This window comes from Egbenema bharatensis FJBBOT/2019 (assembly GCF_048077055.1).
Classification (GTDB): Bacteria; Cyanobacteriota; Cyanobacteriia; order Elainellales; family Elainellaceae; genus Egbenema; species Egbenema bharatensis.
Genome location: NZ_CP182236.1, coordinates 6685236 through 6709560, shown reverse-complemented (window position 1 = coordinate 6709560; position 24325 = coordinate 6685236). Strand labels below are relative to the sequence as shown.

Annotated in this window: 27 protein-coding genes and 7 pseudogenes; 19 read left to right on the top strand and 15 right to left on the bottom strand. The window is 50.5% G+C overall.

All coding sequences use genetic code 11. From position 1 onward, the window contains the following. Positions 1 to 2: 2 nt before the first annotated feature. Genes ACM1PF_RS31195 through ACM1PF_RS31180 form a run of 4 tightly spaced genes read left to right on the top strand, consistent with a single transcriptional unit; the run spans position 3 to position 1038 of the window. The gene (locus ACM1PF_RS31195; protein WP_416670335.1) at positions 3 to 200 is read left to right on the top strand and encodes a hypothetical protein; all 198 of its coding nucleotides are present in this window, start codon (positions 3 to 5) and stop codon (positions 198 to 200) included. Continuing rightward, complete coding sequence (locus ACM1PF_RS31190) at positions 175 to 636, top strand: type II toxin-antitoxin system VapC family toxin (protein ID WP_416670334.1); 462 nt, start codon at positions 175 to 177, stop codon at positions 634 to 636. The genes ACM1PF_RS31195 and ACM1PF_RS31190 overlap by 26 nt, the downstream gene beginning before the upstream one ends. Then, a complete protein-coding gene (locus ACM1PF_RS31185) occupies positions 633 to 800 on the top strand; it encodes a hypothetical protein (protein WP_416670333.1) in 168 nt (55 codons plus the stop codon). Before ACM1PF_RS31190 ends, ACM1PF_RS31185 begins: the two co-directional genes overlap by 4 nt. 1 nt (position 801) lies before the next feature. Continuing rightward, positions 802 to 1038: an antitoxin family protein gene (locus ACM1PF_RS31180; RefSeq protein WP_416670332.1), complete on the top strand. Its 237-nt coding sequence runs from the start codon at positions 802 to 804 to the stop codon at positions 1036 to 1038. Between the two features lie 195 nt (positions 1039 to 1233). Here ACM1PF_RS31180 and ACM1PF_RS31175 read toward each other — a convergent pair whose 3' ends face one another. The 10 genes and pseudogenes from ACM1PF_RS31175 to ACM1PF_RS31130 all read right to left on the bottom strand — a co-directional run. Further along, the gene (locus ACM1PF_RS31175) at positions 1234 to 1911 is read right to left on the bottom strand and encodes a plasmid pRiA4b ORF-3 family protein (protein WP_416676885.1); all 678 of its coding nucleotides are present in this window, start codon (positions 1909 to 1911) and stop codon (positions 1234 to 1236) included. A 117-nt stretch (positions 1912 to 2028) separates the two neighbouring features. Continuing rightward, positions 2029 to 2303, bottom strand: a pseudogene (locus tag ACM1PF_RS31170) (DUF6398 domain-containing protein); the annotation flags it as partial. Between the two features lie 272 nt (positions 2304 to 2575). Beyond that, positions 2576 to 3286: a phycobilisome rod-core linker polypeptide gene (locus ACM1PF_RS31165; RefSeq protein WP_416670331.1), complete on the bottom strand. Its 711-nt coding sequence runs from the start codon at positions 3284 to 3286 to the stop codon at positions 2576 to 2578. Positions 3287 to 3491: 205 nt separating this feature from the next. Next, complete coding sequence (locus tag ACM1PF_RS31160) at positions 3492 to 4970, bottom strand: chlorophyll a/b binding light-harvesting protein (RefSeq protein ID WP_416676883.1); 1479 nt, start codon at positions 4968 to 4970, stop codon at positions 3492 to 3494. A 126-nt stretch (positions 4971 to 5096) separates the two neighbouring features. Continuing rightward, positions 5097 to 6128 (bottom strand): chlorophyll a/b binding light-harvesting protein, encoded by a 1032-nt coding sequence (locus ACM1PF_RS31155; RefSeq protein ID WP_416670330.1) that lies wholly within the window; start codon positions 6126 to 6128, stop codon positions 5097 to 5099. Between the two features lie 271 nt (positions 6129 to 6399). Next, positions 6400 to 7103 (bottom strand): IS1 family transposase gene (locus tag ACM1PF_RS31150; RefSeq protein WP_416665731.1). Its coding sequence is split into 2 segments (ribosomal slippage): positions 6400 to 6765 and positions 6768 to 7103, totalling 702 coding nucleotides; the frame shifts between segments, so codons are not numbered across the junction. Between the two features lie 16 nt (positions 7104 to 7119). After that, a complete protein-coding gene (locus tag ACM1PF_RS31145) occupies positions 7120 to 7416 on the bottom strand; it encodes a hypothetical protein (protein ID WP_416676881.1) in 297 nt (98 codons plus the stop codon). Next, positions 7371 to 7637 (bottom strand): hypothetical protein, encoded by a 267-nt coding sequence (locus tag ACM1PF_RS31140; RefSeq protein ID WP_416676946.1) that lies wholly within the window; start codon positions 7635 to 7637, stop codon positions 7371 to 7373. The genes ACM1PF_RS31145 and ACM1PF_RS31140 overlap by 46 nt, the downstream gene beginning before the upstream one ends. A 146-nt stretch (positions 7638 to 7783) precedes the next feature. After that, positions 7784 to 8944 (bottom strand): transposase, encoded by a 1161-nt coding sequence (locus ACM1PF_RS31135; protein ID WP_416666136.1) that lies wholly within the window; start codon positions 8942 to 8944, stop codon positions 7784 to 7786. Positions 8945 to 9008: 64 nt separating this feature from the next. Continuing rightward, positions 9009 to 9218: pseudogene (locus tag ACM1PF_RS31130) on the bottom strand (DUF4351 domain-containing protein); the annotation flags it as partial. A gap of 81 nt (positions 9219 to 9299) precedes the next feature. Between ACM1PF_RS31130 and ACM1PF_RS31125 the strand changes: the two are divergent. The 4 genes and pseudogenes from ACM1PF_RS31125 (at position 9300) to ACM1PF_RS31110 (ending at position 11283) form a co-directional block, all read left to right on the top strand. Beyond that, a complete protein-coding gene (locus ACM1PF_RS31125; protein WP_416670329.1) occupies positions 9300 to 9836 on the top strand; it encodes a transposase in 537 nt (178 codons plus the stop codon). After that, positions 9785 to 10108 (top strand): transposase, encoded by a 324-nt coding sequence (locus ACM1PF_RS31120; RefSeq protein ID WP_416676880.1) that lies wholly within the window; start codon positions 9785 to 9787, stop codon positions 10106 to 10108. Before ACM1PF_RS31125 ends, ACM1PF_RS31120 begins: the two co-directional genes overlap by 52 nt. A gap of 57 nt (positions 10109 to 10165) precedes the next feature. After that, positions 10166 to 10684 (top strand): annotated as a pseudogene (locus ACM1PF_RS31115) (transposase); the annotation flags it as partial. 407 nt (positions 10685 to 11091) lie between these two features. Beyond that, positions 11092 to 11283, top strand: coding sequence for a hypothetical protein (locus ACM1PF_RS31110; RefSeq protein WP_416670328.1), 192 nt, complete (start codon positions 11092 to 11094; stop codon positions 11281 to 11283). Positions 11284 to 11352: 69 nt separating this feature from the next. Here ACM1PF_RS31110 and ACM1PF_RS31105 read toward each other — a convergent pair whose 3' ends face one another. Next, a complete protein-coding gene (locus tag ACM1PF_RS31105; protein ID WP_416666339.1) occupies positions 11353 to 12660 on the bottom strand; it encodes an NF041680 family putative transposase in 1308 nt (435 codons plus the stop codon). Positions 12661 to 12755: 95 nt separating this feature from the next. Between ACM1PF_RS31105 and ACM1PF_RS31100 the strand changes: the two are divergent. From ACM1PF_RS31100 to ACM1PF_RS31085, 4 genes and pseudogenes are all read left to right on the top strand, one after another. Beyond that, positions 12756 to 13469: pseudogene (locus tag ACM1PF_RS31100) on the top strand (Mu transposase domain-containing protein); the annotation flags it as partial. 391 nt (positions 13470 to 13860) lie between these two features. After that, positions 13861 to 14652, top strand: a complete 792-nt coding sequence (gene istB / locus ACM1PF_RS31095; RefSeq protein WP_416670327.1) for an IS21-like element helper ATPase IstB — start codon at positions 13861 to 13863, stop codon at positions 14650 to 14652. A 258-nt stretch (positions 14653 to 14910) separates the two neighbouring features. After that, positions 14911 to 15609 (top strand): annotated as a pseudogene (locus ACM1PF_RS31090) (IS256 family transposase); the annotation flags it as partial. Between the two features lie 36 nt (positions 15610 to 15645). After that, positions 15646 to 15783, top strand: a pseudogene (locus ACM1PF_RS31085) (DDE transposase); the annotation flags it as partial. Here ACM1PF_RS31085 and ACM1PF_RS31080 read toward each other — a convergent pair. Further along, the gene (locus ACM1PF_RS31080; RefSeq protein ID WP_416676879.1) at positions 15726 to 16115 is read right to left on the bottom strand and encodes an ISL3 family transposase; all 390 of its coding nucleotides are present in this window, start codon (positions 16113 to 16115) and stop codon (positions 15726 to 15728) included. The pseudogene ACM1PF_RS31085 and the gene ACM1PF_RS31080 sit on opposite strands and share 58 nt — an antisense overlap. Before the next feature lie 63 nt (positions 16116 to 16178). On the opposite strand from ACM1PF_RS31080, the gene ACM1PF_RS31075 reads away from it, so the two are divergent. Then, the gene (locus tag ACM1PF_RS31075) at positions 16179 to 16526 is read left to right on the top strand and encodes a DUF6444 domain-containing protein (protein WP_416670326.1); all 348 of its coding nucleotides are present in this window, start codon (positions 16179 to 16181) and stop codon (positions 16524 to 16526) included. A 77-nt stretch (positions 16527 to 16603) separates the two neighbouring features. Here the strand turns inward: ACM1PF_RS31075 and ACM1PF_RS31070 are convergent. Further along, positions 16604 to 17481, bottom strand: a protein-coding gene (locus tag ACM1PF_RS31070; RefSeq protein WP_416670325.1) for an IS5 family transposase whose coding sequence is annotated in 2 segments (ribosomal slippage) — positions 16604 to 17101 and positions 17104 to 17481 — 876 coding nt in all. Because the reading frame shifts where the segments join, the coding sequence is not laid out codon by codon here. A gap of 113 nt (positions 17482 to 17594) precedes the next feature. Between ACM1PF_RS31070 and ACM1PF_RS31065 the strand changes: the two genes are divergently transcribed. From ACM1PF_RS31065 to ACM1PF_RS31055, 3 genes are all read left to right on the top strand, one after another. Continuing rightward, positions 17595 to 18494: an IS982 family transposase gene (locus ACM1PF_RS31065; RefSeq protein ID WP_416670324.1), complete on the top strand. Its 900-nt coding sequence runs from the start codon at positions 17595 to 17597 to the stop codon at positions 18492 to 18494. A 135-nt stretch (positions 18495 to 18629) separates the two neighbouring features. Continuing rightward, a complete protein-coding gene (locus ACM1PF_RS31060) occupies positions 18630 to 18830 on the top strand; it encodes a hypothetical protein (RefSeq protein ID WP_416670323.1) in 201 nt (66 codons plus the stop codon). 212 nt (positions 18831 to 19042) lie between these two features. Continuing rightward, on the top strand, positions 19043 to 20086 hold the full coding sequence (locus ACM1PF_RS31055; RefSeq protein WP_416670322.1) for a FecCD family ABC transporter permease: 1044 nt from the start codon (positions 19043 to 19045) through the stop codon (positions 20084 to 20086). A gap of 41 nt (positions 20087 to 20127) precedes the next feature. On the opposite strand, the gene ACM1PF_RS31050 is transcribed toward ACM1PF_RS31055, so the two are convergent. Continuing rightward, entirely contained in the window at positions 20128 to 21057 is a 930-nt protein-coding gene (locus ACM1PF_RS31050; RefSeq protein ID WP_416670321.1) for an Rpn family recombination-promoting nuclease/putative transposase, read from the bottom strand. A 250-nt stretch (positions 21058 to 21307) separates the two neighbouring features. Between ACM1PF_RS31050 and ACM1PF_RS31045 the strand changes: the two genes are divergently transcribed. Continuing rightward, on the top strand, positions 21308 to 22126 hold the full coding sequence (locus ACM1PF_RS31045) for an ABC transporter ATP-binding protein (protein ID WP_416670320.1): 819 nt from the start codon (positions 21308 to 21310) through the stop codon (positions 22124 to 22126). 81 nt (positions 22127 to 22207) lie between these two features. Continuing rightward, positions 22208 to 23339 (top strand): annotated as a pseudogene (cas6, locus tag ACM1PF_RS31040) (CRISPR-associated endoribonuclease Cas6). Positions 23340 to 23444: 105 nt separating this feature from the next. On the opposite strand, the gene ACM1PF_RS31035 reads toward cas6, so the two are convergent. Further along, positions 23445 to 23645, bottom strand: a complete 201-nt coding sequence (locus ACM1PF_RS31035) for a hypothetical protein (RefSeq protein WP_416670319.1) — start codon at positions 23643 to 23645, stop codon at positions 23445 to 23447. 392 nt (positions 23646 to 24037) lie between these two features. Between ACM1PF_RS31035 and ACM1PF_RS31030 the strand changes: the two genes are divergently transcribed. Then, complete coding sequence (locus tag ACM1PF_RS31030) at positions 24038 to 24238, top strand: hypothetical protein (RefSeq protein WP_416670318.1); 201 nt, start codon at positions 24038 to 24040, stop codon at positions 24236 to 24238. Positions 24239 to 24325: the final 87 nt, after the last annotated feature.

The window sequence follows — 24325 nt, the reverse complement described above, 5'->3', positions numbered from 1 at the left end:
CAATGAAAGGCTATATTAAAAACAAGAGCATTATCTTGGTTGAAGCATTGCCTGACAGTATTGAAGAGGGTGATGAAGTTGAAATTTCGATCATTCAAGTTAAGAAAAAAGCCTATCCTTTCCCAGTTTTTGACCTGAATGTTAAAGATGAGTACTTGAATCGAGAACATATTTATGAGCCAGACTCGCCTCTTCCTTGATACTAATATATTAGTCTACGCTCATGATGCCTCTTCCCATCATCATGCTATTTCAGCTCAATTACTGACAGCAATACTGGTTGAGCAATTTAGAGGAGTACTTGCTGAACAAAACTTGTTTGAGCTGTATCGAGTTTTAACAAACTCAGTTGCAATGAGAAACAAACCTTTGTCTGCTTTACAAGCAAAAGATTTAATTGATGCTACTTATTTAAATGGAAAATTTGAAATTGTTTATCCAACCGAGATAACAGTCCATCAGGCTTTAGATCTGGCAATTCGGAAAGGTATCACGTCTGCCAAAATCTTCGATTTGCGCCTTGCGGCCCTTGCACTTTCTGCACAAATTGATTTTTTTGTGACTTTTAACACGCAGGATTTTATGGAAATTGACGGACTTTCTTCTCTAACTCCTCAACAAATTATCTTCCCATGACACGCTCCATTTACTTCCCCACCCAGAAACGATCGAACTTTTGCGCGTTCATGAACTGTCTCGTAGAGAATCGGGCTATCAATGACCCGGATGAACAACTGCGAGAATGGGCACAGAAGCAACTACAAATTCACATTGCAAAGAATACAACAGAGGAAGAATAATATGCAGCAAGTTGTAGAAGCGGTTTATGAAAATGGTGTTTTTCGTCCTTTGAAAGCGTTAGAACTTTCTGAGGGACAAGAAGTTCAACTCATCATCCATGCAAAAAGCAAAATCGATCCGAACCAAATGCTTCGGTTAGCTGCTGAAGTCTATCAAGGACTTTCTGATGAGCAAATTCGGGATGTTGAAAAGATTGCGATCGATCGCCAAAGCTTTTTTGGAGAAACTGAGCAGTGATGGAAATATTACCCGCCCTTCTAGACACTGATATCCTATCCGCCATTATGCGCCAAGATCCAACTGTCATATCAAAAGCACGACCATATTTAACAGAATATGAACAGTTTAAATTCTCTATCATCACTCGTTACGAAATTCTGCGAGGGCTAAAGGCAAAGAAGGCGGCAAGACAAATAGTTGCTTTCGAGTGTTCTAAAAATCAGCATACTGCGGTGGACTTGCTCCAATCCGTTTTGTGATGCGGGGGTAATTGACCTTGGGTTGCGGCTCGTCGATCGACAGGACTTGCACCTGATGCCACCAATCATCCCCAAAATCAAACCAGTAGCCGAAGAATTCATCCACCTCCAGATTCAGTGCCCCGATCTGGGTCTGGGCGACATCTCCGGTTGGCGGATCGCCAAACCCGCTCTGAAACGCCATTGCTAACCCGTAGCGATCGGCATCGGGATCATTCGGCCCTTTCCCTTTTAACTGAAACTCATACATATGCTCCTCGAAGCGATTGAATGCCTGGAAGATCGTGGCATGCAGATCGGCGAGGGTTTGATCTCCCCGAATTTCGATCGTTCGAGTAATTTCAGGATTTTTTTCAAGAAACTTTTCGCTGACAGGGCCGCTGATGATGGAAACATCCAAAACATACACGGCTTGCAGGGCTTCTGAAGAAGGGGGTTGGGTGGCTGAAGCACTCTTTTTTGCCGATTTGGTTTTGCTGGCTTTGCCGGATTTGGCTGGATTCAGTGATGGTTCCTCCTGAAACTGGGCCAGGATGACCTCGCTGTCCTCTTTGTGACCTGGAATATAGGGAATCAGTCCCCGACGAAAGGCTTCTACCTGTGCCCCCAGGGGAGCCTGCCGAATATCCATCAGTAACCCATTCACCGACAGGAGCCAGACCATCGGATTATCATCAATGCGGCTGGGCAAACACCAGTCTGGGTCAAGCTGCCGCATCTTCAGGGTATCGCGCACCAGCTTTGACTTTCCCTGTCCCGTACTGGCACCAATCCCAAACCACTGGTACAGGTTACTTGCACTGATGTGGGGATTCTGGGAACTGTCAAACAGAAAATTGACCATCCCAATGGCATGGGTAATCCCACCGGCCAAGTCTTCGCCTGCCCCTTTTCTAAAGGAGACGGACGCTTACGGCACAGGGCAGCCGTGGCTTTACGAATCAGTTCAGCATACTCCTCGTTCAGGTGCTGCCGAGAAAACTCATCGGTGAGTTCAACAATGCTGTTGAACTTGTCTTCCATTGCCTTGGGTACAGTTTCAGATTTTTTAGAGTTAGCCATGACGGAGGGAGGTGTATACGGCACAGGGGGGCAACCAGTCTATAACCCTACCCATTAGTTTTACAGGTTATTGTAAAAGCTCAACCATTCTCGTAACAAACTCAAATGTAATGAAAATACAGAAACAGGAACCCACTATTTCTAGAGGGTTCCTCAATTTTTGCTTTTTCGGTTTGGACATCAAGCTAAGAGGTAAGGCGGATCATCCAATCTTGTACTTTAGGGGCAATCAATTAGGAAGTCGCCACCAGGATTAATGTTGCAAACAGTAGAGCCAGGGAAGCTGTTGGTACCGCAACCAGCACCCTTCGGTAAACGGGAGCACTGCGATCGACGACTTCGGGACGGACGGGTCGTAATTGCCCCAGTTGAACTAACTGATTGAAATGATAATCGTCATAGCGTGCTATTCGGGCAAACGGTAGTTCACCCTGTACCCGCTGCGGTAAGATGCGCCGTCGTTGGTAGGGAACCGTGTTATCCCCAAAATGGGTCAGGTATTCCTCACTGTTCAACAAATCATTGACAAACCCTCGCAGGCCTTTTGTCGCTAAAACGGTTGACCAGGCCAGTTTTTCCCGATCGCCATAGACATTACGACCCAGAATGCGCTGAATGCACATCTCAACAAATCGGTAATTATTATTCGAGTCATAGTTTAACCGCCGAAATGAATCCGACAGAACTAACCCTCGGATAAATTCACGCACCGTAATCTGACGCGATCGCAACTGTGATTCTAATCTGACCTGCCAATGATGTTGCAGGATTTGCTGTTCGTTAAAAATCTGCCGATACGCCGCCCAAATGATTTCATCTAGTTCTGTGGCGATCGGTGCATTATCCGTCGTATAAATCCAAGATTGTTCATCTCCAGGAATTTCAAATCCATTGACTCTCTGATTCTGGCTGGATAATGGATAGGTTAAGAGTGGAAGAGACATAGTGAAAACTCTGTGATTTGTGAGTGATTGTAGGGGAGTGGGGAATAGGGAGTGGGGCGTAGGGGCGAATTGCGTTCGCCCATCTTAGAAATAAGGAGTAGGGAATAGGGAGTAGGGAGTGGGCAAATAGATTGTTTGAGCAAATAACCTCAGGCGATCGCAAGCCCTGTTTAGATCCCCCCTAGCTCCTCTTCCCACTTACTCATCAACCAAGACCGGCTCGATCGATTTCTAGCAAGATAAAGCTCGCAAAGATGGCACCGCCAATTCCGCCGATCAGGAATCCTGAAGTGAAGAAACTCCAGTCCTTGTAGGATTTGATATTACCGGGTAAAATACCGCGTGGTTTCTGTCTACCTTGAAAGATTGCGTATCCATACAGGAATAAACAAACACTCAAAATGATCATCAATCCGGATGCACCACCGAATCCAGCCAGGAGGGAAACATCACTGTTCCGCAATGGCCCAAGCTTGAGAAATGGGCCCAGGAGCAAATAGCCATGCGCCATGCCAATTTCCAATCCTCTAGCGATCGGTGAGAGTCCTTTTCGGTAAATGGGTAAGTTGTTGATCCAGGTGCGGCTCACGTCACTGTTGTTGAGCGGAGTGGCCAGGTTTCCTTGTTGAGGATTATTTTGGAAGGGCTGCACGATGCCTGAGGCGATCGGTTCTCCACCAAATTGAATATCGCCGTACATTGCATCCGGGTTGAACTTCATGCGGCTGAAATTAAACCCTGCTGCTTTCGCCCGTGCCCGTAATGCGTGCCAAAAATGACCCGCCAGCAATAAACTGGCAAAAATAATGTGAAACAACATCAACCAGGTGCGCGGCGTGATGACACCATCCATCGTTGTGGTTCCGATCGGCCCATAAAACGTGGAGGGGTAAACCGTGTCATTCACCCAGATGAAATAAGCCGCGAAAAGGCCCATGTACGCCAGTGCCGCTTGGCTGTAGGACAGGTACGCCTCACCCGACCAGATGAAGAGTCCTTTGGCCCATGCCGTGGGCTGGGTGCGAATATGCCAGATGCCACCCAGGATGCAGATGGCCCCGACCCAAATATGTCCGCCAACCACATCCTCCAGGTTGTTCACTGCGGCCATTCCCTTCAGCGTCCAGCCGTCAGGGGTAATGCCTACCAGATAGCCAAAAATGGTTAATGGATTGAGGGTGGGATGGTCAATCAGCCGGACATTTTCGATCGCCGGGTCATAGAGTCCCCCCAGGGCGACAGCTTTTGTCACTAACAAAAGTGCCCCAACACCCAGTAGCACCAAATGAATCCCCAAAATCGTGGTCATCTTGTTGCCATCTTGCCAACGGTAGCCAAAGCCCCGCTCATCCAGTTTTTCAGGGCCAAGTACCGCATGGTAAATTCCGCCCGCGCCCAACACTGCCGAGCTAACCAGATGCAATACCCCAATCACAAAGTAGGGGTAGGTGCTGATGATTTGCCCGCCTGCACCCACACCCAGCCCTAAGGAAGCAAGATGAGGCAACAAAATTAAGCCCTGATCGTACATGGGCAAAGTTGGGTTAAAGCGGGAGAGTTCAAATAGGGTCATGGCTCCTGCCCACAGCACAATCAGTCCAGCGTGAGCCACATGGGCACCCAGCAGCTTCCCAGACAGGTTTACGAACCGCAAATTTCCTGCCCACCAGGAGTAGGGATTCATGGAATCGGGCACGTAACGGGTTTCAGGCGTGCTGCCTGGAAAGTCTGGCGATCGCTCTATTAATCCAGATGCCATATCCGATCGAATTTCTGTGGTTGTCATATTGAGTTCACCTTTAGTTCACCTTTAGCTCACCTGTCCGCGAGGGGATGCAACGACTTTTCCTGCTGCAAAGCTGTACCCTGCTGCTCTTAAGGCATGGAATAAATGTCCTTGCAGGAAGAAGAAGCCTAACCAGAAGTGAGCATTGGCCAGCCAAACGCGAGAAGTGAGCGCACCATCCGGACTCACAAACACCGGAAAGCGATCGAAGGTTAACGCCAGGGTAGGGCCAAAAAATTCAACTGGAAAGACGATCGGATTGACTGAGACAAATAACGTGGCAATGAATGCCATAAGACTGACCGCACCAATGCTGTAGGACAAATAGGCTTCCCCTGACCAAACCAATAAGTTCTTCGCCCATCGGAAAGGTTGAGTCCGAATATGCCACACTCCACCGAGAATGCACATCAACCCGACATAAATATGCCCACCAACAACATCTTCCAGGCGATCGACACTGGCAATCCAGAACTTTCCACCTGCGCCCACCAGATAGCCAAAAATGATCGACGGATTCAGGGTGGGAGCCGTCACCAGCCGCACATTCTGGATCACCGGATCATACAATCCACCCCAAAACATCGCTTTTGCCACCAGCAGCAAGGCTCCCAATCCCAGCAGAACCAGGTGAATTCCCAGAATCGTGGTCATCTTGTTGGCATCATCCCAACGGTAGCCGAAGAAAGGAAATTGATCTTCCAACTTGGCAGGGCCGCGAAACACATGAAATAATCCACCTGCCCCCAGCACCGCCGAGCTAATCAGATGAAGTACACCCGTCACATGGTAGGGATAGGTATCGACGATCGCTCCCCCTTGTCCCACGCCTAATCCCAGTCGAGCCAGGTTGGGCAATAAAATCAATCCCTGTTCATACATGGGGCGTGTGATATCCAACCGGGCCAGCTCAAATAAAGTGATTGCACCAACCCAAAGGACAATCAACCCTGCATGGGCAACATGGGCACCCAATAGCTGACCGGAAAGATTCACGGAACGAGCATTTCCAGCTCTCCAGGGAATTTGTTCAGCAGTCTGAACAGCAGTTGTCATTACCAAGACTCTCCTCAAAATATTGCAATTTGTTGTTCTAACCAGTCGATAGAATCGTTAGTTATCATTCGTCACCTGTCATTTATTATTTGTCAGCTTTCATTCGTAAACTGCAAACAATTAACGACAATAACCATCACTCAATGACCAATCATCAATTACCAATTACCAATTACCAATCATCAAGCACCACCCAGATCCGATCGCTATTCAGCTCATTGAATTGATTGCATTCGCTGGAGCTGGATCAAAAACATCCGGCGTTGCTGAATCAAGAGATGAACCTCGGAGGAACTGGAACATCGTCAAACCTGAGGTAGTGAAGTAACAACCGAATAGAGTGAGCCAGCATTTCTACGGCTTTGGAGTAGCACAGCGTTTTGCGATGCAGTCGAGCCAGATAGTGCCGCAAGCGAGTGTTCTCACTTTCAACTCGAGTCATATACGTTTTGCTGACAATCTGATCGCCATCGGGAATGAAACCGGGATACACCGACCACCCATCAGTGACGTAGAAATAGCAGTTCCAGTCCGCCACAGTCTGCCAGAGTGGGACAAAGGTTTCAGCACTATGGTCACCCAGAACCCAGCCTAAAATTCCCTTTTTGAAGTGGTCAACGGCTGTCCATAGCCAAATCTTGTTTTTTTTGAGCCGACAAAGGTTTCCAATTCGTCGAGTTCTCCAACTTCGGGGGGCGTTTCCGGTGCATAGGCGTCCGGCAGGCGCGTTGCGACCTGCTGCACCCAGGTAATGACCGTGGTATGGTGTACTCCTTTGACCCGTTCGATCGCTCGAAACCCAGAGCCGTTGAGATACATCTTGATGCATTCGCGTCTGAACTCGTCTGAGTACCCTCGATGCGGGTCGTAGGTATCAATGAACTGACGACCACAAGCGACACAAATGTGATTTTGCTTACCTTTCCTCTTACCGTTTTTACGGATATGAGTAGCCCCACACTCTGGACATTGCATTGCAGATTACCCTAAATCATCTTTCAATTATGCAACGCCAAACATCCTTTGCCATGAAATCAAAGAAGGTGTTGTAAGTTACTCCTTGCGTTTCCGATCGGGCCCGATAAGCGTGCCAGAGATGCCCCACTAATGCCAGAAAACCAAACGCCGCATGAACACTGGCAAGGGACGATCGGACAGCGCTACCGACAAATCCATAAAACACGGAAGGATAGACAATTTCGTTGACTGAAACAAAGCAAGCGACACTGAAACCAACCAGGGCTAAAGTAGCCAAACTGTAGGACAGGTAAGCTTCCCCCGACCAGATGAGCCGCTGCCTGGCCCATTCCAGGGGACGAGAAACGATATGGAAAATGCCGCCAGCACAATCAGTCCAGCATGGACCACATGTGCGCCTAAAAGCCGACCGGAAAGATTGGCAAACTGAGCATTGCCTGCCAGCAAAGGGGCACCTGTTTCTTCCCCAGTCGAGCGGGTATTCCAACCAAGCACCCGAAAGACAGGCGACCAGAAAGTTGAGACCGCCATTCGTTGTGTTCCTCCTACTAATGACAATCTAAAAGCGTTCGTTGATTTGTGATAGACAGCATCGGTATAGTCAGCTATATATGAACAACAGCAATTGCCGCTTAACAACGAGCGTTAACGCCAGATAACCTCAGTAGATCGCAAATTCATTCTAGAGAGGGTAAATAGATGGCTGTGATGACTGGGAAATGTCGCTCGACAGCCTGAGAGAGAAACTCCAACATGGTCTTGAGACTAAAGAGTTCTCGGTAAACGACCCGTCCTCCTCGTTGAGTACGGCTCACAAAGAACCAGAGCAAATACACCCAGAGATTGACCAAAATAAACGCCAGAGCCACAAACAGCAAACGGGTGACTGGATTCTTGCTCGTGGTGCGGATACGGCACCCATTTTTCATCCTGTAGCTGGTCTCGATACCGAAACGGTCTTTGTAATGCTGATGCATCTGCTCCAAAGCAACCCTCACACGATGCAGCACGTATAGGGTGTATTGGATACCATGTTTCCCTTTGAACCCTTTGTAATAGCTGCAAATCACCCGCATCTGACAGGTAACTGAACCATATTGAGGGCTGTTGAGGGTATAACGGGTGGCATAACTTTTGCGCCCAATCAACAACTGGCGAGTACCTCCACGTTTGCCTCGAATTACCGCAGGCATGAGAAACGGAATATTGAGAGCTTTGAGCCAACGAATGACTGGTACACTATAGAACCCACGGTCAAGATAAAGCCGTTTGACGCGGACTCGTAAGGGAGTCAGCATGGCTAATAAATAAGTGATGGTTGCAACCAATGTTTCATGCCGATGCACGGCATGAATACCCAAAGTAACCCGTTTGTTACGACAAATCACATAGACGGTGGCATAGGCAAAGAACGAAGTCGTGCCTGCCTTAGCTTGAGAGCGGTAGATGTAAGGCTCAGTGGCGACGTTCACACTGCCGTAATAGGGAATCAGATGGAGGTCAATGGCAATACGATGCTTGCCCTTACGAATTTTTGGGGGGATGCGGCTTTGCAGAGCGGCATTGAGTTGAGATTCCAGAGTTGTGATATCGTCTAACTTATCGAGATGATAGCGAATGCCATTGCCACTGGGTACGCCCTCCAATCGTTGTGTTGTGTGTTCAATGCTATCGCTGCGACTGGCGGCCCGTAGCAAAATCTCAAACAGATCTTGGAGTGTGTATCCACCTTGCATGTCCAGGGATAAGTGTTCCAATAGGCAGTCGAGGGCTACCTCCAACGTCGCTTCATCCGTCAAAGCTGGAGCAGGCGATAATGAACTTGGGTAGATCGTCATGGCTTTGTTTTAATGCGTTTAGCCTGACCCTACCCCTTTCCTAGAGAATTTGCGATCTACTGAATCTAGCTTCCTGGGGTAATTCTCCCACCCGTCGCTTCAATTGACGCAGAATGAGCGATCGCTCCCCTTCTTCTCGCCCTTCTTCTCGCCCTTCTTCCTTAATTTCCCGGTAAACCCTCGTTTCCTTTAGCGTAATGTCTAACATTGCTTCTATCTCCCGACGACTCAAGTTCTCAAATCGATACGTCACAATCGTTGTAATTAATTCTAGGCTCAATAGGTGTTTCAGGGAGATGGAGGTGTAGGGGAAGCTGCTGTTAGGATAGCAGAAGCATTGTAGGGGTTAGGTGCGATGAGTATCAACTTGAGTACTCTGATTGACGATGCCAAATGCTATCAACTGATTCGCCAAACTCGTTGGACTGAAGGGGTGAGATGCCCTCGCTGTCAGAGTGAGCAGGTGGTCAAAAATGGCCGCGATGAAACTCAACCTCAGCGACAACGTTACTGCTGCAAATCCTGTAAAGCCCATTTCGACGACCTGAGCGATACGATTTTTGCAGGGCATCATCAACCCTTGCAAAAGTGGATTGGCTGCTTGTATTTGATGGGACTGAACCTATCGAGTGAACAAATTGCCACCGAGTTAGCCCTGGACAAGGACGATATTTACCAGATGACGATGCAACTGCGTCAAGGCATTGTGGACAACAAGCCGGAGGTGCACTTAAGTGGAGAGGTCGAATTCGACGAAGTGTATCTGACAGCGGGGCATAAAGGCCAACCCCATGAAGTCAAAAAAAGGGGCGCAAAGGACGGCGCCATAAGCTCAAAGGGATTCGGGGACGGGGGACGCTTGCCCAAGAAAAGCCGCCGATTTTCGGCATGATCCAACGTCACGGCTTGGTGGTGATTCGGATGCTGGAAAATGTCCAGCAAGAGACGATTAAACCCCTCATCCAAGCAACGGTCGCTCCTGGAAGCCAGATTTATACAGATGAGTATGGCATTTACAATGGGTTGACATGCTGGGGCTATGAGCATAAAACCGTGTGTCATGGGAGTGGGGAGTATGCCCGCGATGAGGATGGCGATGGATTCTATGAAATCCATGTCAACACAATGGAAGGGTTTTGGTCGTTGCTGGGGATTGTAAATTAGATTGTGTCAGAGAATAAAACAAGATCTAATGAACTATAGAACTTGAGACACAACCCTATGACTTTTCGACCTGAATTACTCGATGAACTGCTCCAAGGCTACGAGAACCCGGAAGACCTCCTAGGCAACGAGGGCATTGTCAAACAATTGACGGCAGCCTTGGTAGAGCGGTGTTTGAATGCAGAGATGAAAACGCATCTGGAGGAACAATCCTCTGAACCAGCCAGTGAGGGCAAAACGGCTCGCAATCGTCGCAACGGGCACAGCAAGAAGACAATCAAGGGCGAGTTTGGACAAGCTGAGATCGCGGTTCCCCGTGACCGTCACAGTGAATTTGAGCCCATCATCGTCAAGAAGGGACAAACTCGCTTTAACGGGTTTGATGACAAGATTCTCAGCCTGTATGCCCGAGGCATGAGTCCTCGTGATATTCAAGCTCAATTGCAAGACCTCTATGGAGTGGAGGTATCGACTGGACTGATTTCCAACATCACTGATGCGGTCGAAGCGGAACGCAAACTCTGGCAAAATCGACCGCTTGATGCGCTCTACCCGATTGTCTACTTTGATGCGATTGTGGTCTGTTGGACGACAATACCAAATAGATGAGAACGACGACTATTTGACCGGTGAGCAAATCGCACTGGCTCAGTTTTGAGATCGTAGACCCGTGAGAGATCGCACCTAAGACCAGCGACAACTAGATAGAAGTCGTCGCAACCATAGAAAAGCACTAGATCATTTCTGTATTGAACGCAGAACGAGAGCTAGTGCCGATGCTACAACCCTACCAAGTTCAGGTGTATATGCGAGCACGAGAGGAAGGCTGCACGCAGGTGCAATCGGCGAAGATCGCTGGATGCTGTGAGCGCAGCGGCCGACGAATTGAACGTGGAGAACGCACAGAGCGTCTGCCCGAAGAGCGCCACTGGCGCAGACGCTCAGACCCCCTCTCTGGAGTATGGGAGCAGGAACTCGAGCCGATGCTCAAACGAGAACCACGCTTGGAAGCGACGACACTGTATGAGTACCTGGTAGAGCGCTACCCTGGGGAGTATGAGTCAACCTTGAGAACCGTGCAGCGGCGGGTACAGACCTGGAAGGCGCTGCACGGCGACCCGAAAGAAGTGATGTTTGAGATTCGCCACACGCCGGGTGACTGGAGTTTAGACTAATCACAGCAGAAATAGCCCAACCCCCTTATCTGGATTGAGCGAGACTGAAGATTGGGAAAAATTTAGTGGTTAAGCGGTCTTGTTCGCCACCTTCTTGGGTCTGGTGAAGCGCTTTTTGACCGTTGGATAGCGAATACGGCGGGAACGGGGTTGCCCTGGAGTCCACCCCGGTGACTTTCCGCGTGGTTTGGGCGGGGGGGCAGGTGTGCCAATCAACGCTAAAACAGAGGCAAAGGCATTTGCGGTTCGTCCCGGAGATAGCTTAGCAGATGACTTTTGCCAGGGCAGGGGGGAGTCCTGGACGTGGCAACGAGCCAACCACAACTGCCAGGTGAGCAAGGGCATCAGATCGCTCCAGCGTTCGGATTGTTCGGGCGTTGCCAACTGGGGTAACGTCCAGTGCAATCGTTGCTTAGCGAAGCGATACCAGTGGTCAATGGCAAAGCGACGGAAATACTGTTGCCACACCGTCTCTAAGTCGGGTGGTGCTTGTCCCACCCAAATTAGCCACAAAGGTTTGGCGGGGTGGAGGGCAGAGTCATGGAGGCGTTGCAGTTGAATTAACCAGATCGTCTGGTTGGCAACGCGTCGCAGTCGCATTGATGACCACATCCGCACGTGTAATCGTCCCCACCGGGACTCTTCTACCTGGAGTTCGGCATCAGATGACCACCAGGTGGTGGCATCGTTAAGTTTGAACTTCTCCCCATACTGCCGAGGACGACCCGTTCCGCTATAAACAGGCGGTGGTCCATACAGTACTCGATTGGAACGCAACCGAATCAACTTGTCACAAGCAATATCCGCCGTACCATTGAGGAATGGGGCACAGCCATATTCGGCATCCCACAAAGATAAGGGACGAACCTGGAACTGCTCACACACCTGACGCAATTGCACTATTGCCTTGCTAATGGGGCTCTCTGCGCTAGTGATGCGTTCATGCAGCAACGGTAATGCCCAACTGCCCTGCTCCTCTGGAATCCACGCAATCGTACTATATCCTTGTCCCAACGTCACCGGTTTGGCTCCACTCATCGGAGTTGCTTGATGTTCATACGTCCGTTCTCGCAGGGTTTGTGCCTGTAACCTTGACCATGCCGTGTGGTCTCCCGCTAAGACAACCCGTTCGTCCTGGGGCATTTGCTCCAGGTACAACCCCATCCACTCCAGTCGAGGCGGGTTGCTATCCTGTAGGGCTTCATACAAACTCGGCCATTGGCGTCGAAAGACAGGGGCAACCGACAGTTCGGCAAAGGAGTACACACTGCGGCTCACTAGCACGGCATCCATCAGGTCGAAGAGAGCATCCTTGCCGTTGCCAATCAGCATGTAGGATTTATGTCGAAACGCCCTCAAGCGGTCAAAATTAGTCATGGTCAATCATTATTGATGCAACATGACCATTAAGCAGCCAAACCGTCGGGTTTGGCTGCTTTTCTTTCCCAATTAGTCTAAACTCCAGGGGTGAGATGGGTCTGTCGGACTTCACGGAGCTCAAGGGGGTGACGATTACGATAGCCGGAGTGCCGTTCGAGCATATTCTCTACCACTACCGCTTAGCCTACAGTGGCTGGCAGTACGTGCAGGTGATTCAGGGCGGCGAGAGCTTCATTGGTCTATCCGAAGGGCTGCAGAACGCGCTGGCGGCGTGTGGCGGAGTACCAAAGCTGCATCGCACCGATAGTTTGAGTGCGGCCTACCGCAACATGGCCGGCAAACGCCACAAGCCGTTGACCCAGTTGTACGACCAGCTGTGTGAGCATTATCAGATGCAGCCGACACGCAACAACACCGGTGTAGCACACGAGAACGGGGCTATAGAGGCGTCTCACGGGCACCTCAAGCGCCGCCTCATCCAGCAACTCTATCTCCGTGAGAGCGTTGACTTTCCATCGGTGGCCGCTTACCAGGACTTTATTGGACAGGTGGTGGCAAAGCTCAACGGCAAGTGCAGCGTCAAGTACGAAGAGGAGAAGCAGCATCTACAGCCGCTGCCCCGCTACCGCGTTGCTGATTACGAAGAGGTCATCGCCCGGGTCAGTCGCTTCAGCACCATCACGGTGCGCTGCGTCCTCTACAGCGTCCCCTCGCGTTTGATTGGCCAGCAGTTGAACCTGCGACTCTACCATGACCGATTGGTGGGCTATCTGGGGCAGCAGCAGGTGGTGGAACTTCCACGGATTCGGGGGTCTGGAAGCGGCACGCGACGCCGCGCCCGCTGTATCAACTACCACCACATCATTGAGGGACTCAGGCGCAAACCCAGAGCGTTCCTCTTCTGTACATGGCAGCAGGACATTTTGCCCAATGAGCACTGGCGGACCCTGTGGTCGCACATCAGTGAACAGTTCGACCCGGATAGCGCCGCCAAACTCATCGTTGAGGCGCTCTTCATCGCTCATCAAACAAACCAGGAAACGGCGGTTGCCGACTATCTAGAGATGCAGCTGCAAACGAGTCAACTGACCTTGAATGGCTTACAACGCCACTTTGGAATCGTTCCCCGCTCCTCGATGTCCAACCTCAATGTTCACCAACATCCCCTGGATTCCTATGACCAACTCCTCCCCTCTCATGGACTCGATAGTGCCGATACCCCCCAACCAGAGCAACCCGCATCAGACCCTCAGCCTCACCCTCAAACACCTGCGCCTCTCCCACATGCTCAACCACTGGCAGAGCATCGAAGCCAAGGCCATTCAAGAGAACTGGTCCTACGCGCAATTCTTACTAGCGCTATGCCAACTGGAGGCCGACCGTCGCGCTCAAGTCCGCATCCAACGCGCTCTAGGCGAGGCCCAACTCCCACCCGGAAAAAGTTTTACGACCTTTGAGTTTGACCATTGTCCTACTCTCAATAGCGCTGCTCTGATGCAACTGGTGCAACACACCACTTGGCTGGAGCAGGCGGAAAACCTGATTTTGCTGGGGCCGAGCGGTGTCGGCAAAACTCATCTGGCAGCAGCAGTCGCCCAACAAGCGATCCACCTGGGCAAACGCGTCAAGTTCTTCTCAGCGATGGCGTTGGTGCAACAGTTGCAGTACGCCAAGCTCCAACTCCAACTCCCGGCTACCTTAGCCAAGCTGGACCGCTTTGACCTCCTCATCCTCGACGACCTCGGCTATGTCAAAAAGGATGAGGCGGAAACCTCCGTTCTCTTTGAACTGATTGCTCATCGCTACGAGCGTCGCAGCCTCCTGATTACCGCGAACCATCCCTTTAGCCAGTGGGATGCCATCTTCTCTGACTCGATGATGACCGTCGCTGCGGTCGACCGCCTCGTACACCATGCACTGATCATTGAAATCCAGGCAGAGAGTTTTCGTAAGCATTCAGCCGTTGAGCGCGCTAAACCCAAGCCATAGTGTGATGCTCTGAGTTAGCGATCTTGTGTTGAGTCGTTGCGCTGTTTTATCTATCGATAGTGCATCTATCTTTTGAGATTCTCCTACCTGAGGGTCTCTTTTTTGATATAGGACCTGTCGTCTGTGAAATGACAGGTCTTCTTTGTGTCGTTGTCGATTTGCTCTGTCTAGTTGTCACTCTAGGATGTCATCTAGTTCTGCCCCTTGGAATCGGCAAACCAATAGTCATTCACCGGCACGAATAGTTGACATTTCACAGTGGTCAAAGTTCGCCAAGACGGACGAGTGGTCAACAAAGCGATCCACCTGGCTCTGGGGGTGACCTTGTCCGGTACCAAGGAATTACTGGGGATGTGGATGACTCAGAATGAATCTGCCAAATTCTGGTTAGCGATTCTGACAGAGTTACAGAATCGAGGACTCAAGGACATCTTCATCGCTTGTGTCGATGGACTGACAGGCTTTGCCGATGCCATTGAGACGGTCTTTCCCAAAACGACGGTGCAGTTGTGCATTGTCCATATGGGGAGGAATTCCCTAAGCTATGTCTCCTACAAAGATCGCAAAGCAGTTGCTGCTGACCTGCGATTGATCTACACCTCTAGCACTGAAAACCAGGCAGAACAGCGGCTAGTTGAGTTTGCAGAGGCTTGGGATAAACAATACCCGACCATCAGCAAGTCCTGGATGAATCACTGGGGACGCATCATCCCATTCTTTGCCTTTCCAGCTGAAATTCGCAAAGCTATCTACACCACCAACGCCATCGAATCCCTCAACATGACCCTCAGGAAAGTCCTCAAAAATCATCGAGCTTTCCCAACCGATGATTCTGCGCTCAAAGTCGTTTACCTGGCAATTGCTAACATTGCTAAAAAGTGGACGATGCCGATTCAAAATTGGAAGGCGGCACTCAACCGTTTTGCCATCGAGTTTGAAGATAGGTTTCCGCTTTAACTTTGCTCCCTGACACAATCTGTTTGACATATCCCGTTGCTGCGTTCATGGTTACGACCTCATCGAGGGATTTCTCAAGAGAAGTTGCCGGTGTACCTGGGCTTTTTTGAAGTGGTTCACAATGCACGTAAAAGAGGCAGAGCTTTAATTTCCACTCTCCTGGAAATCCTGCTGCCTATCTCCCCGAAACAGCTATAGAGCCTTCGATTATTGATTCCCTCCATTGCACCGCTAGTCGTCCGATTCCGAAAATAATTACTAATTCCATCCAAGTGATTACGGATCGTTTTAATTGCTTCACTATAAACGGCTCGGGCTTTATTCAACCACTCCTGGATCTGACGTTTCCCTTCCTCAACAGTTAATGACTGCTCATAAATAGCACGAAACTCTTCCTTCCATTGATAGGCTTTTGCTAATCGCTTTGACCTTTTCAACAACGATGCTAACCTTTTCGTTTCTTCTGGAGTTAGATCCTTTCCGTTCTTCAATAAAATAAATTGTATCCGTACACAGGGTAAAGCAGAAAGAGTGAGCGATGTGAGGGTAAGTCTGCTAGGCTAAAACGCATGGAATCCCCGAATGCCTTTTTAAGCGAAATTTCAGCAGAGAACTGGGCCAACACACCGGAGAGTGTCAAGCAGTTGGTGCAGCGTCTATTGGAGCGCATTGAGGCATTAGAGGCAGGACAGCAAGCGTTACAAGAGCAAATTCAGCGCAATTCCAAAAATTCCTCGCAACCGCCTTCGCAAGACCCTCCGAAGGGATTCAAGGCTACCCCGAAAAGAAAAGTGGGAAAGCGCGAGGTGGACAACCGGGACATCAAGGACATTGGCAGGAACTTTACCCGCCGAAACAATGTAAGCGCATCGAGGACCACTACCCTGAGGTGTGTTGCGAATGTGGACATCAGTTGAGGGGGAAAGATGCCAATCCGCAACGGTGTCAGATCGTAGATTTGCCACCGTTACAACCGATTGTTCTAGGGTGTGTTTTAAAACTGTAGCCACATCATGATAGACGCTAGAGTCAGCATGGTCAGGTAGTTTTCCGCCTTTTTCTCATAACGTGTCGCAATGCGACGATACTGCTTGGGGCGGTTAAAACAACGCTCAACCTGATTGCGCTGGCGGTAGAGCGATTTGTCAAACTTTCCTCGTCGTCGCTCGTTGGACTTTCGCGGCAGGGTATGATCAATGCCACGTCGTCGCAAGTACCGACGGTTACTGCCACTGCCATACGCTTTGTCACCACAGACACGTTCAGGACGTAGGCGGGGTCGTCCACTACTGGAACGCTTGACGGTTCCTTGTTCCATCAACTGCTCAAAAACAACCGCTTCGTGACGTTCTCCCACCGTTAACAAAAACGTGACGGGTAAGCCATTGCCATCACAGCGCAGGTGAATCTTGGTACTAAAGCCACCTTTGCTATATCCCAACGCTTCGCGTTCTTGCACCTGTGCAATGGCAGTAGCAGCATCGGAGGCATTTAGTTCCCCCTTTTTGCCCCTGCCGCGTGTTGGTGGGCACGGATGACACTGCCATCCACAAAATGGATCTGCCAATTCAGCTTGCCTTGTTCATCCGCTTGTTGCTGGAGCAATTCTAAAATCTGTTGCCACAAGCCGATTTTACGCCAGTGGTAAAACCGTCCTGAAACGGTTGACCAGCAACCATAGCGCTCCGGCAGGTCTCGCCACGGTGCCCCTGTTCGTAGCACCCACAGGATACCATTGATGACCGTGCGATGGTCTTTACTGGGAGAACCTGTATGGGGCTTTTGGAAAGGCAGCAGGGGCTTCAATTGATTCCACTGGCGTTCCGTTAGCTCACCACGCCGAGTGGTGGCAGTTTTAGGAGGAAGAACCATTGTTGACTCTTAATACACTCGTACCACTCCAGTATGCCAAAAAGTTTTAAAACACGTCCTAGTCATGGGAGAGGTTGAGAATCGAAGTACCACCTTTGAAGCTCACCTCTCCCATGACTAGCATAGACTTTCCCAGCCTGATGACCACCATTTTTGTTCTGGTAGACGATTGGTATCGCCAGCAGATTGCACCGTTAGACTGCCCCCGACCAGGAGTACAAGCGCAATTGAGTGATAGCGAAATGCTGACCTTAGCACTGCTGATGGACTATCTGCCCTTTCCGGGTGAAACCCAGTTTCTCGGCTTTATGCGTGCCAACTATCTCTGCTGGTTTCCACAGTTGTTGGATCAGAGTCAATTCAATCGGCGCTTACGCCAATTAGATGGGATGCTGGAATCACTGCGACGCAGTTGGGTCGTGGCATTAGGAGCGACCCAGCAAACGCATCTGCTGGTGGACACCAAACCGATTCCCGTACTGGGACTCAAGCGGGACAAGACACGCAGTGATTTTTCTGGCAATGCAACCCCTGGCTATTGTGCGTCGCGCCAGATGTATTACTTCGGCTACAAACTCGCCTTACTCAGTACCTGGAACGGGATTCCGATTGCCTATGATTTAGTCCCAGCCAACACCGATGAGCGGGTTGCCATTGAGTCGCTCTTAGCGGTCGCCCGAGGGTGCACCATCTACGGTGACAAGGGGTTTATCGACCAGGACTGGCAACTCCAAGTGCAGCAGCGCACCGGCAATCAGATTTGGACTGTCTTGCGCAAAAATCAGAAACAGCAGCATCCCCCATCCCTCAATCGCTTCATCTCCAAAGTGCGTCAGCGCATTGAAGGGGTGTTTCATGAAATTCAAAACACTGGACGTAACCCCGAACGCTTGCTCAACAAGACCGTAGAGGGCTTTTGTGTCCACATTGCAGCTAAACTGGCAAGCCATACCCTGCGGTTATTGCTCAAACAGCAGTTTGGCATCCATGTGTTAACCTTCCAACAGTCTTAAACTGCTCTGTCTAATTCACATTAGGCGTAACTTCAGAATCCAGAAGCGATGGATGGCTCACTGCTGCGAACCTGGGCTTTGAGGGAGGGACGATATCATGTCTTACAGCCGCCCGTTTAGCTAGAAGCCGTAGGGTTGGGGTTAACCCTGTGGGAGGGCGTATTTGAAGGGGTGAATGGGCAATGGCTACGCTGGTGTGATGCTCAAGGGCAGGTAATTTCAACCGGAGCGGAGGGACAAGATATCGAGCGGCAGCGGGCAGAAACGGAGCGGCAGCGGGCAGACAGACTGGCTGAACGATTACGGGCAATGGGAATCAATCCAGATGATGTTTGACCAAACGGCTACGGAGGCTTGGGCGATCGCAAGAGTGAAGTAGAGAGAAGGGGAGGAGCGATCGCTCACTCAGTTGTTTTAACTAATCGCGTAACCACTCATCCCACGCATAAAAAGTGAAGCCTATCCTCCCTGAAATTTATGAGAATAGTTTGCAATAAAATCAGCAGAATAGTACTCTGATAAAAGCCTTGTCTAGGGTTACATCGGCTGTGAGCAAACCTTGGTTGATTGTCCGTCCTCGTCCATCTTTTTCCTTTCGCATCGATCGGAGAGTGCCGTTCATCTTGCTGTTTCTAGCGATCGCCACTCTGATCGTCATGATTTTGAGTGTGGGTTATGGAGAATACCCGATTTCGCCCATCAACGTAGTCAACACTCTTTTGGGATTTCAAACTGGTAATTCTGACTATAATTTTGTCATTTATACCTTGCGTTTGCCTCGCGTCATTGTAGCTGTGCTAGTGGGAATGGGGTTAGCGATCGCTGGAACGATTATGCAGGGATTAACGCGCAATCCCCTGGCGGCTCCTGAGATTGTGGGCGTTGAAGCCGGTGCAGGGTTAGCAGCCGTTGCTCTGATTGTGCTCCTTCCAGCCATACCCATTTTCTTCTTGCCGCTTGCCGCATTTGTAGGTGCATTCATAGCTGCGCTGTTGGTCTATTCGCTGGCTTGGGAAAATGGTAGCTCACCGATTCGGCTGATTTTGGTCGGTGTTGGTGTGGGAGCGATCGCTTCTGCGTTCACCAGCTTGATGATTACCTTTGGTAATATTTATGACGTGAGTCAAGCATTAGTGTGGTTGGCAGGCAGTGTGTACGGTCGCACCTGGGAACACATTTGGGCGTTGCTTCCCTGGTTGTTCGTATTCGTTCCAGCATCTTTTTTCTGTGCGCGTGAGTTAAATACGCTGAATTTAGGTGATGATGTGGCCCGGGGATTGGGTAGTGCGGTGGAATGGCAACGGGGGTTGTTATTACTAACCAGTGTGGCGTTGTCTGGGGCCAGTGTGGCAACGGCTGGCACGATCGGCTTTGTGGGATTGATGGCTCCCCACTTATCGCGGCAGTTGGTCGGAACCTCCCACGAAGGACTGATGCCAACATCGGCTTTAGTGGGTGGGCTGATTGTCGCTCTGGCTGATTTGTTGGGGCGATCGCTGTTTGCACCGATCGAACTGCCCTGCGGCGTAGTGACGGCTGCGGTGGGTGCGCCCTATTTTCTCTATTTGCTCTATCGCAACCGCAATCGTTAAAAGTTAACTGCCGTCCGTTTTGACCCGCTGGCAACGCTGCTTTATTGGTTATCCTGATGCTCCATGAGCCAGGTTTGCAAGTCGCTCAAATTTGTAAAATCTAACAAAACCTCACCCAGTTCTTCCAGAAGAGGCAGGGGCAAATCTCGAATCACTGGAGTCACCTCCTGGGGAAGCTCGCCGAATCGCTTGGTGAGCAGCCGAATCACAAAGGAAATTGCCTCTTCCCGTCGTCCCTCTTGGCGACCTTCTTGGCGACCTTCTTGGCGACCTTCTTGGCGACCTTCTTGGCGACCTTCTTGGCGACCTTCTTGGCGACCTTCTTCTTTGATTTCTCGATAGACTCTCGTTTCCTTTAATGTAATATCTAGCATTGCTTCTATCTCCGCTCGACTCAGGTTCTCGAACCGATACGCCATGATGGTGGTCAGCATTTCAATTATCGCACGGCTCTCTGGTTGTGCTGGGTTAGTTCGGGTGCGGGCTAGCAGCTGCCGAGCTTCCTCTAGTGCTTGCGTTTCTTCTACAGTCGTCAATACCATTACGGCGATCCACGGCGGCAACTGACGAATTTCTCCCAACTCATCCAGATACACTCGATGAACTTGGTTTCCGTTGAGCAACGATCGATGGGGATACAGCTCACTTTGCTCAATGTTGCGGGATGGATAAATCACGACGACTTGCCAATCGTTAAAGCGGTTGCGATTGCGGTAAAAATAGAGCGCGGACTCGGCAAAGATACGTTCATATAGGCGACCGTCTTTTTGGAACTGCACCTCGCAGAAATAAACAGTTCCTGTCGCCTCTTCGGGCGGTAGAAACACGCCATCGATTTCAAATCGGGGTTCCTTGACGGCGACTGAGTCAAACCGATAGGCTGCGGCATTTTCAGGTGGTTCAGACAACAGCTCGAACAACAGGGTAGGTGCTTGTTGGAATAGTTTGTAAAAGATGGAATCGCGTCGCATGAAGCCGTTGGTCTGCCATGAATACCCTCTTTCATTGAATCATAATGCATCCTGAGGAGCTAACAAATGAAATTCAATCTCATTAATGGTGTAAGATAAACGAGATTATGAACCTCGATCGTACGGGTGTATCCCACTTTTGCATTTGCATGACGAATCTCTCGCTGGCAGGCAAGATGCCTGCGCTACGGAAATCATCCCCTCAGCCTGAGTTTTCAATTGTCTTCCATCATCACTTCTGTCCCAACGCATGAATACAACAACTGCAATGGAACCCGCCCTCACCACCCGTAATCTGACGCTGGCATACGATCGCGCCACGATTATTCAGGATTTGAATGGGGTGATTCCGGCGCATCAGATCACGGCTCTGGTTGGGCCCAATGGCTGTGGTAAATCAACCCTGCTGAAAGGATTGGCTCGGCTCCTGAAGCCGCAGAGTGGGGTGGTTTATCTGGAGAGTGAGTCTATCTTTAAGCTTTCGACGAAGGAAGTAGCCAGGCGGTTGGGAATGTTGCCCCAAAGTCCCGTTGCTCCTGAAGGATTGACGGTGCGAGAGTTAGTGGCACAGGGACGCTATCCCCATCAAAGTTGGTTTCAGCAATGGTCTGAGCAGGATGAAGTTTTTACGGAACAGGCTCTAGAGATTACAGGAATGATGGAGTTGGGCGATCGACCGTTGGATAGTCTGTCGGGGGGGCAGCGGCAGCGAGCCTGGATTGCGATGGCTTTGGCCCAGAATACAGAAATTCTTTTACTGGATGAACCCACAACGTTTTTAGATCTGGCCCATCAAATTGAGGTGCTGGATTTGTTGTATGACCTGAACCGGAATCAGGGACGGACGATCGTGATGGTATTGCACGACTTAAATCAAGCCTGTCGCTATGCCGATTATCTGATAGCGATGCGAGCGGGCAAGATTGAGGCTCAAGGGCTGCCCTCGGAGGTGATGACGGTGGATATGGTGCGATCGGTGTTTGGCATTGAAAGTCACATTCTAAAAGATCCGGTGACTGCAACGCCGATGTGTGTGCCAGTCAGCCGTCGGGCAAAGGTGGAAATGTAAAGCTTGCTAGCGCAGAGAATAGAGTCGGACAAAGCCCGATAAGATTTGAGAAGTTGCTTCCGTCGTTAGGGCTTGATCTCTATGGTGAGCAAACCCCGTCGCCAATCTGGTACTTCCCGTCGTCCTGCTCCCTGGTCGAAGCAAACGGAACTGGTGAGCATTGTGCTGAAGCTGGTGCCGCCGCAGGATAGTGTCCTGTATCCGCAATATACGATCGGTCTGCACGCCTGGTTTTTGGATCAGGTGCGGCGGGCTGATCCAAAACTGTCGGCCGATTTGCATGATGGGGAGTCGGAAAAACCGTTTGCCCTGTCAGGCTTGGTGGGAAACCTAGTGAGTTCGGGGCGATCGCCGAAGGTGCGGGGAGGGGAGGGGTATGAGTGGACGATTTCTGCCCTGTCGAGGCCAGTGGCGCAGTGGATGGCGGAATGGGTGATGCATTTACCGTCGGAAGTGGGGTTACGTAATGCGCCGCTGTCGATCGCGGAATGGCGGGTGGCTCATCCTGCAACGACATATCGTGACCTGTGGGCGAAGGTAGATCCGGATGGGTCAACGGTGGCGTTACGGTTTCTATCCCCTACGAGCTTCCGGCGGAAGGCTCAGTCATTTTCCGTTGCCGGTGCCGACGAATGTGTTCCATAGCTATTTGCGTCGCTGGAATAATTTTTCAGAACAGCCGATCGACCAGGAAGCCTTTTTGGAGTGGGTGGATCAGTCGATCGTCGTGCTGCGGCATCGGCTGGAGTCGGTCAAAACGGTGGCGGGAAAGCGGGGCATGGTGACAGGATTTGTGGGGGCGGTGGAGTTTGGGTTGTCGCCGAAGGTGCAGGCGGATGCGGATTTTGTTCAACTGTTTTTAGCGTTGGGTCAGTTGGCTCCCTATTGCGGAACGGGGCACAAGACGACGTTTGGGCTGGGGCAGACGCGGTTGGGATGGTCATCGGAACGGGAAGAGACGGGACAAACGACGATCGAGGATTTGCTGGCGGAACGGGTGGAGGAATTGACGGAACTGTTTGTGATGCAGCGAAAACGAACAGGGGGCGATCGGGCGATGGAGATTGCGGAAACCTGGGCGACGATTCTGACCAGGCGAGAACTGGGCGAATCTTTACAGGAAATTGCGATCGATCTGGGGATGCCCTATGAAACGGTGAAAACCTATGCGAAGCTGGCGCGGCGATCGTGGCGGGAAGGGGTGGGGGAGTAGGGAGTGCCCACCATTGATTTAATTGGCAGAAATTGCAAATCCCGGTAGGGGCAAACTGCTGTGTGCCTTTACATCGAATTAAATCTGTAAATTCTACTGTGTCGGTTAATCCGCTACACCACCCGCAAATGAATTGCGGGCTATTGGATAAGTCTGATCAATCAGACTGGGAGCCATCTGTAGCGCAGGCATCTTGCCTGCAAAGGAACCAGCACCCGATCGCTCGTAGCGCAGGTATCTTGCCTGCCAGGGAACCAACATCCGATCGCACATCTTGCCTGCCAGGGAACCAGCATCCGATCGCACATCTTACCTGCAAAGGAACCAGCACCCGATCGCAATGAGCCAATTTAAGCTTTAACTTTTTCCATCAACTCATCAAAAAAGTATCTGGATACGCTTGTGTTGTGGGCGCGTATCCTTTATGCTGTTGCGATACTGGTTTTTCACCCAAAGGAGCCAGTCCACTCAAACCCGCTTAAGGTGAGGTGTAACGCTGATTAGGGAAGCGTCCAACAACCCTAACCAGCTAACCTGGCGCTCTGCCTATCACAGAGGGCAAGGCTGTCTGATTGTAGATCAAATCTGCGATCGACAGCCTCGCTGATGCATGACGGAGCTTGGGGAGTTGTTTCTAGAAAGCTGCTTCCCACACCTTAAGCTTTTCTTCCCAAAAAACATCAGCGAGGAAATCAAATATGTCTTCAGAGTTCAACGAACTGCTGCCCGTCGCTCAGGATGAACGGGTACAGGTTTGGATTATCGGTACGCGGGATCAGGTGGTGTTTACAATGAATGAGTTCTATGTGCGTCGGATTGCCACTGACCGGGTTCAGTTCACGCCAATCATTCCTGCCCCCTTTGCCAATGGAAAATATATGACAGTGCTGGTGCGTTAAGGGCGATCGAACGGGTTGAATTAATTGGCGATCGGTAGTTTGAGCCAGTATTTGAGCCAGCTGGTTCGGTGCTTGTGGGGTGGGTAT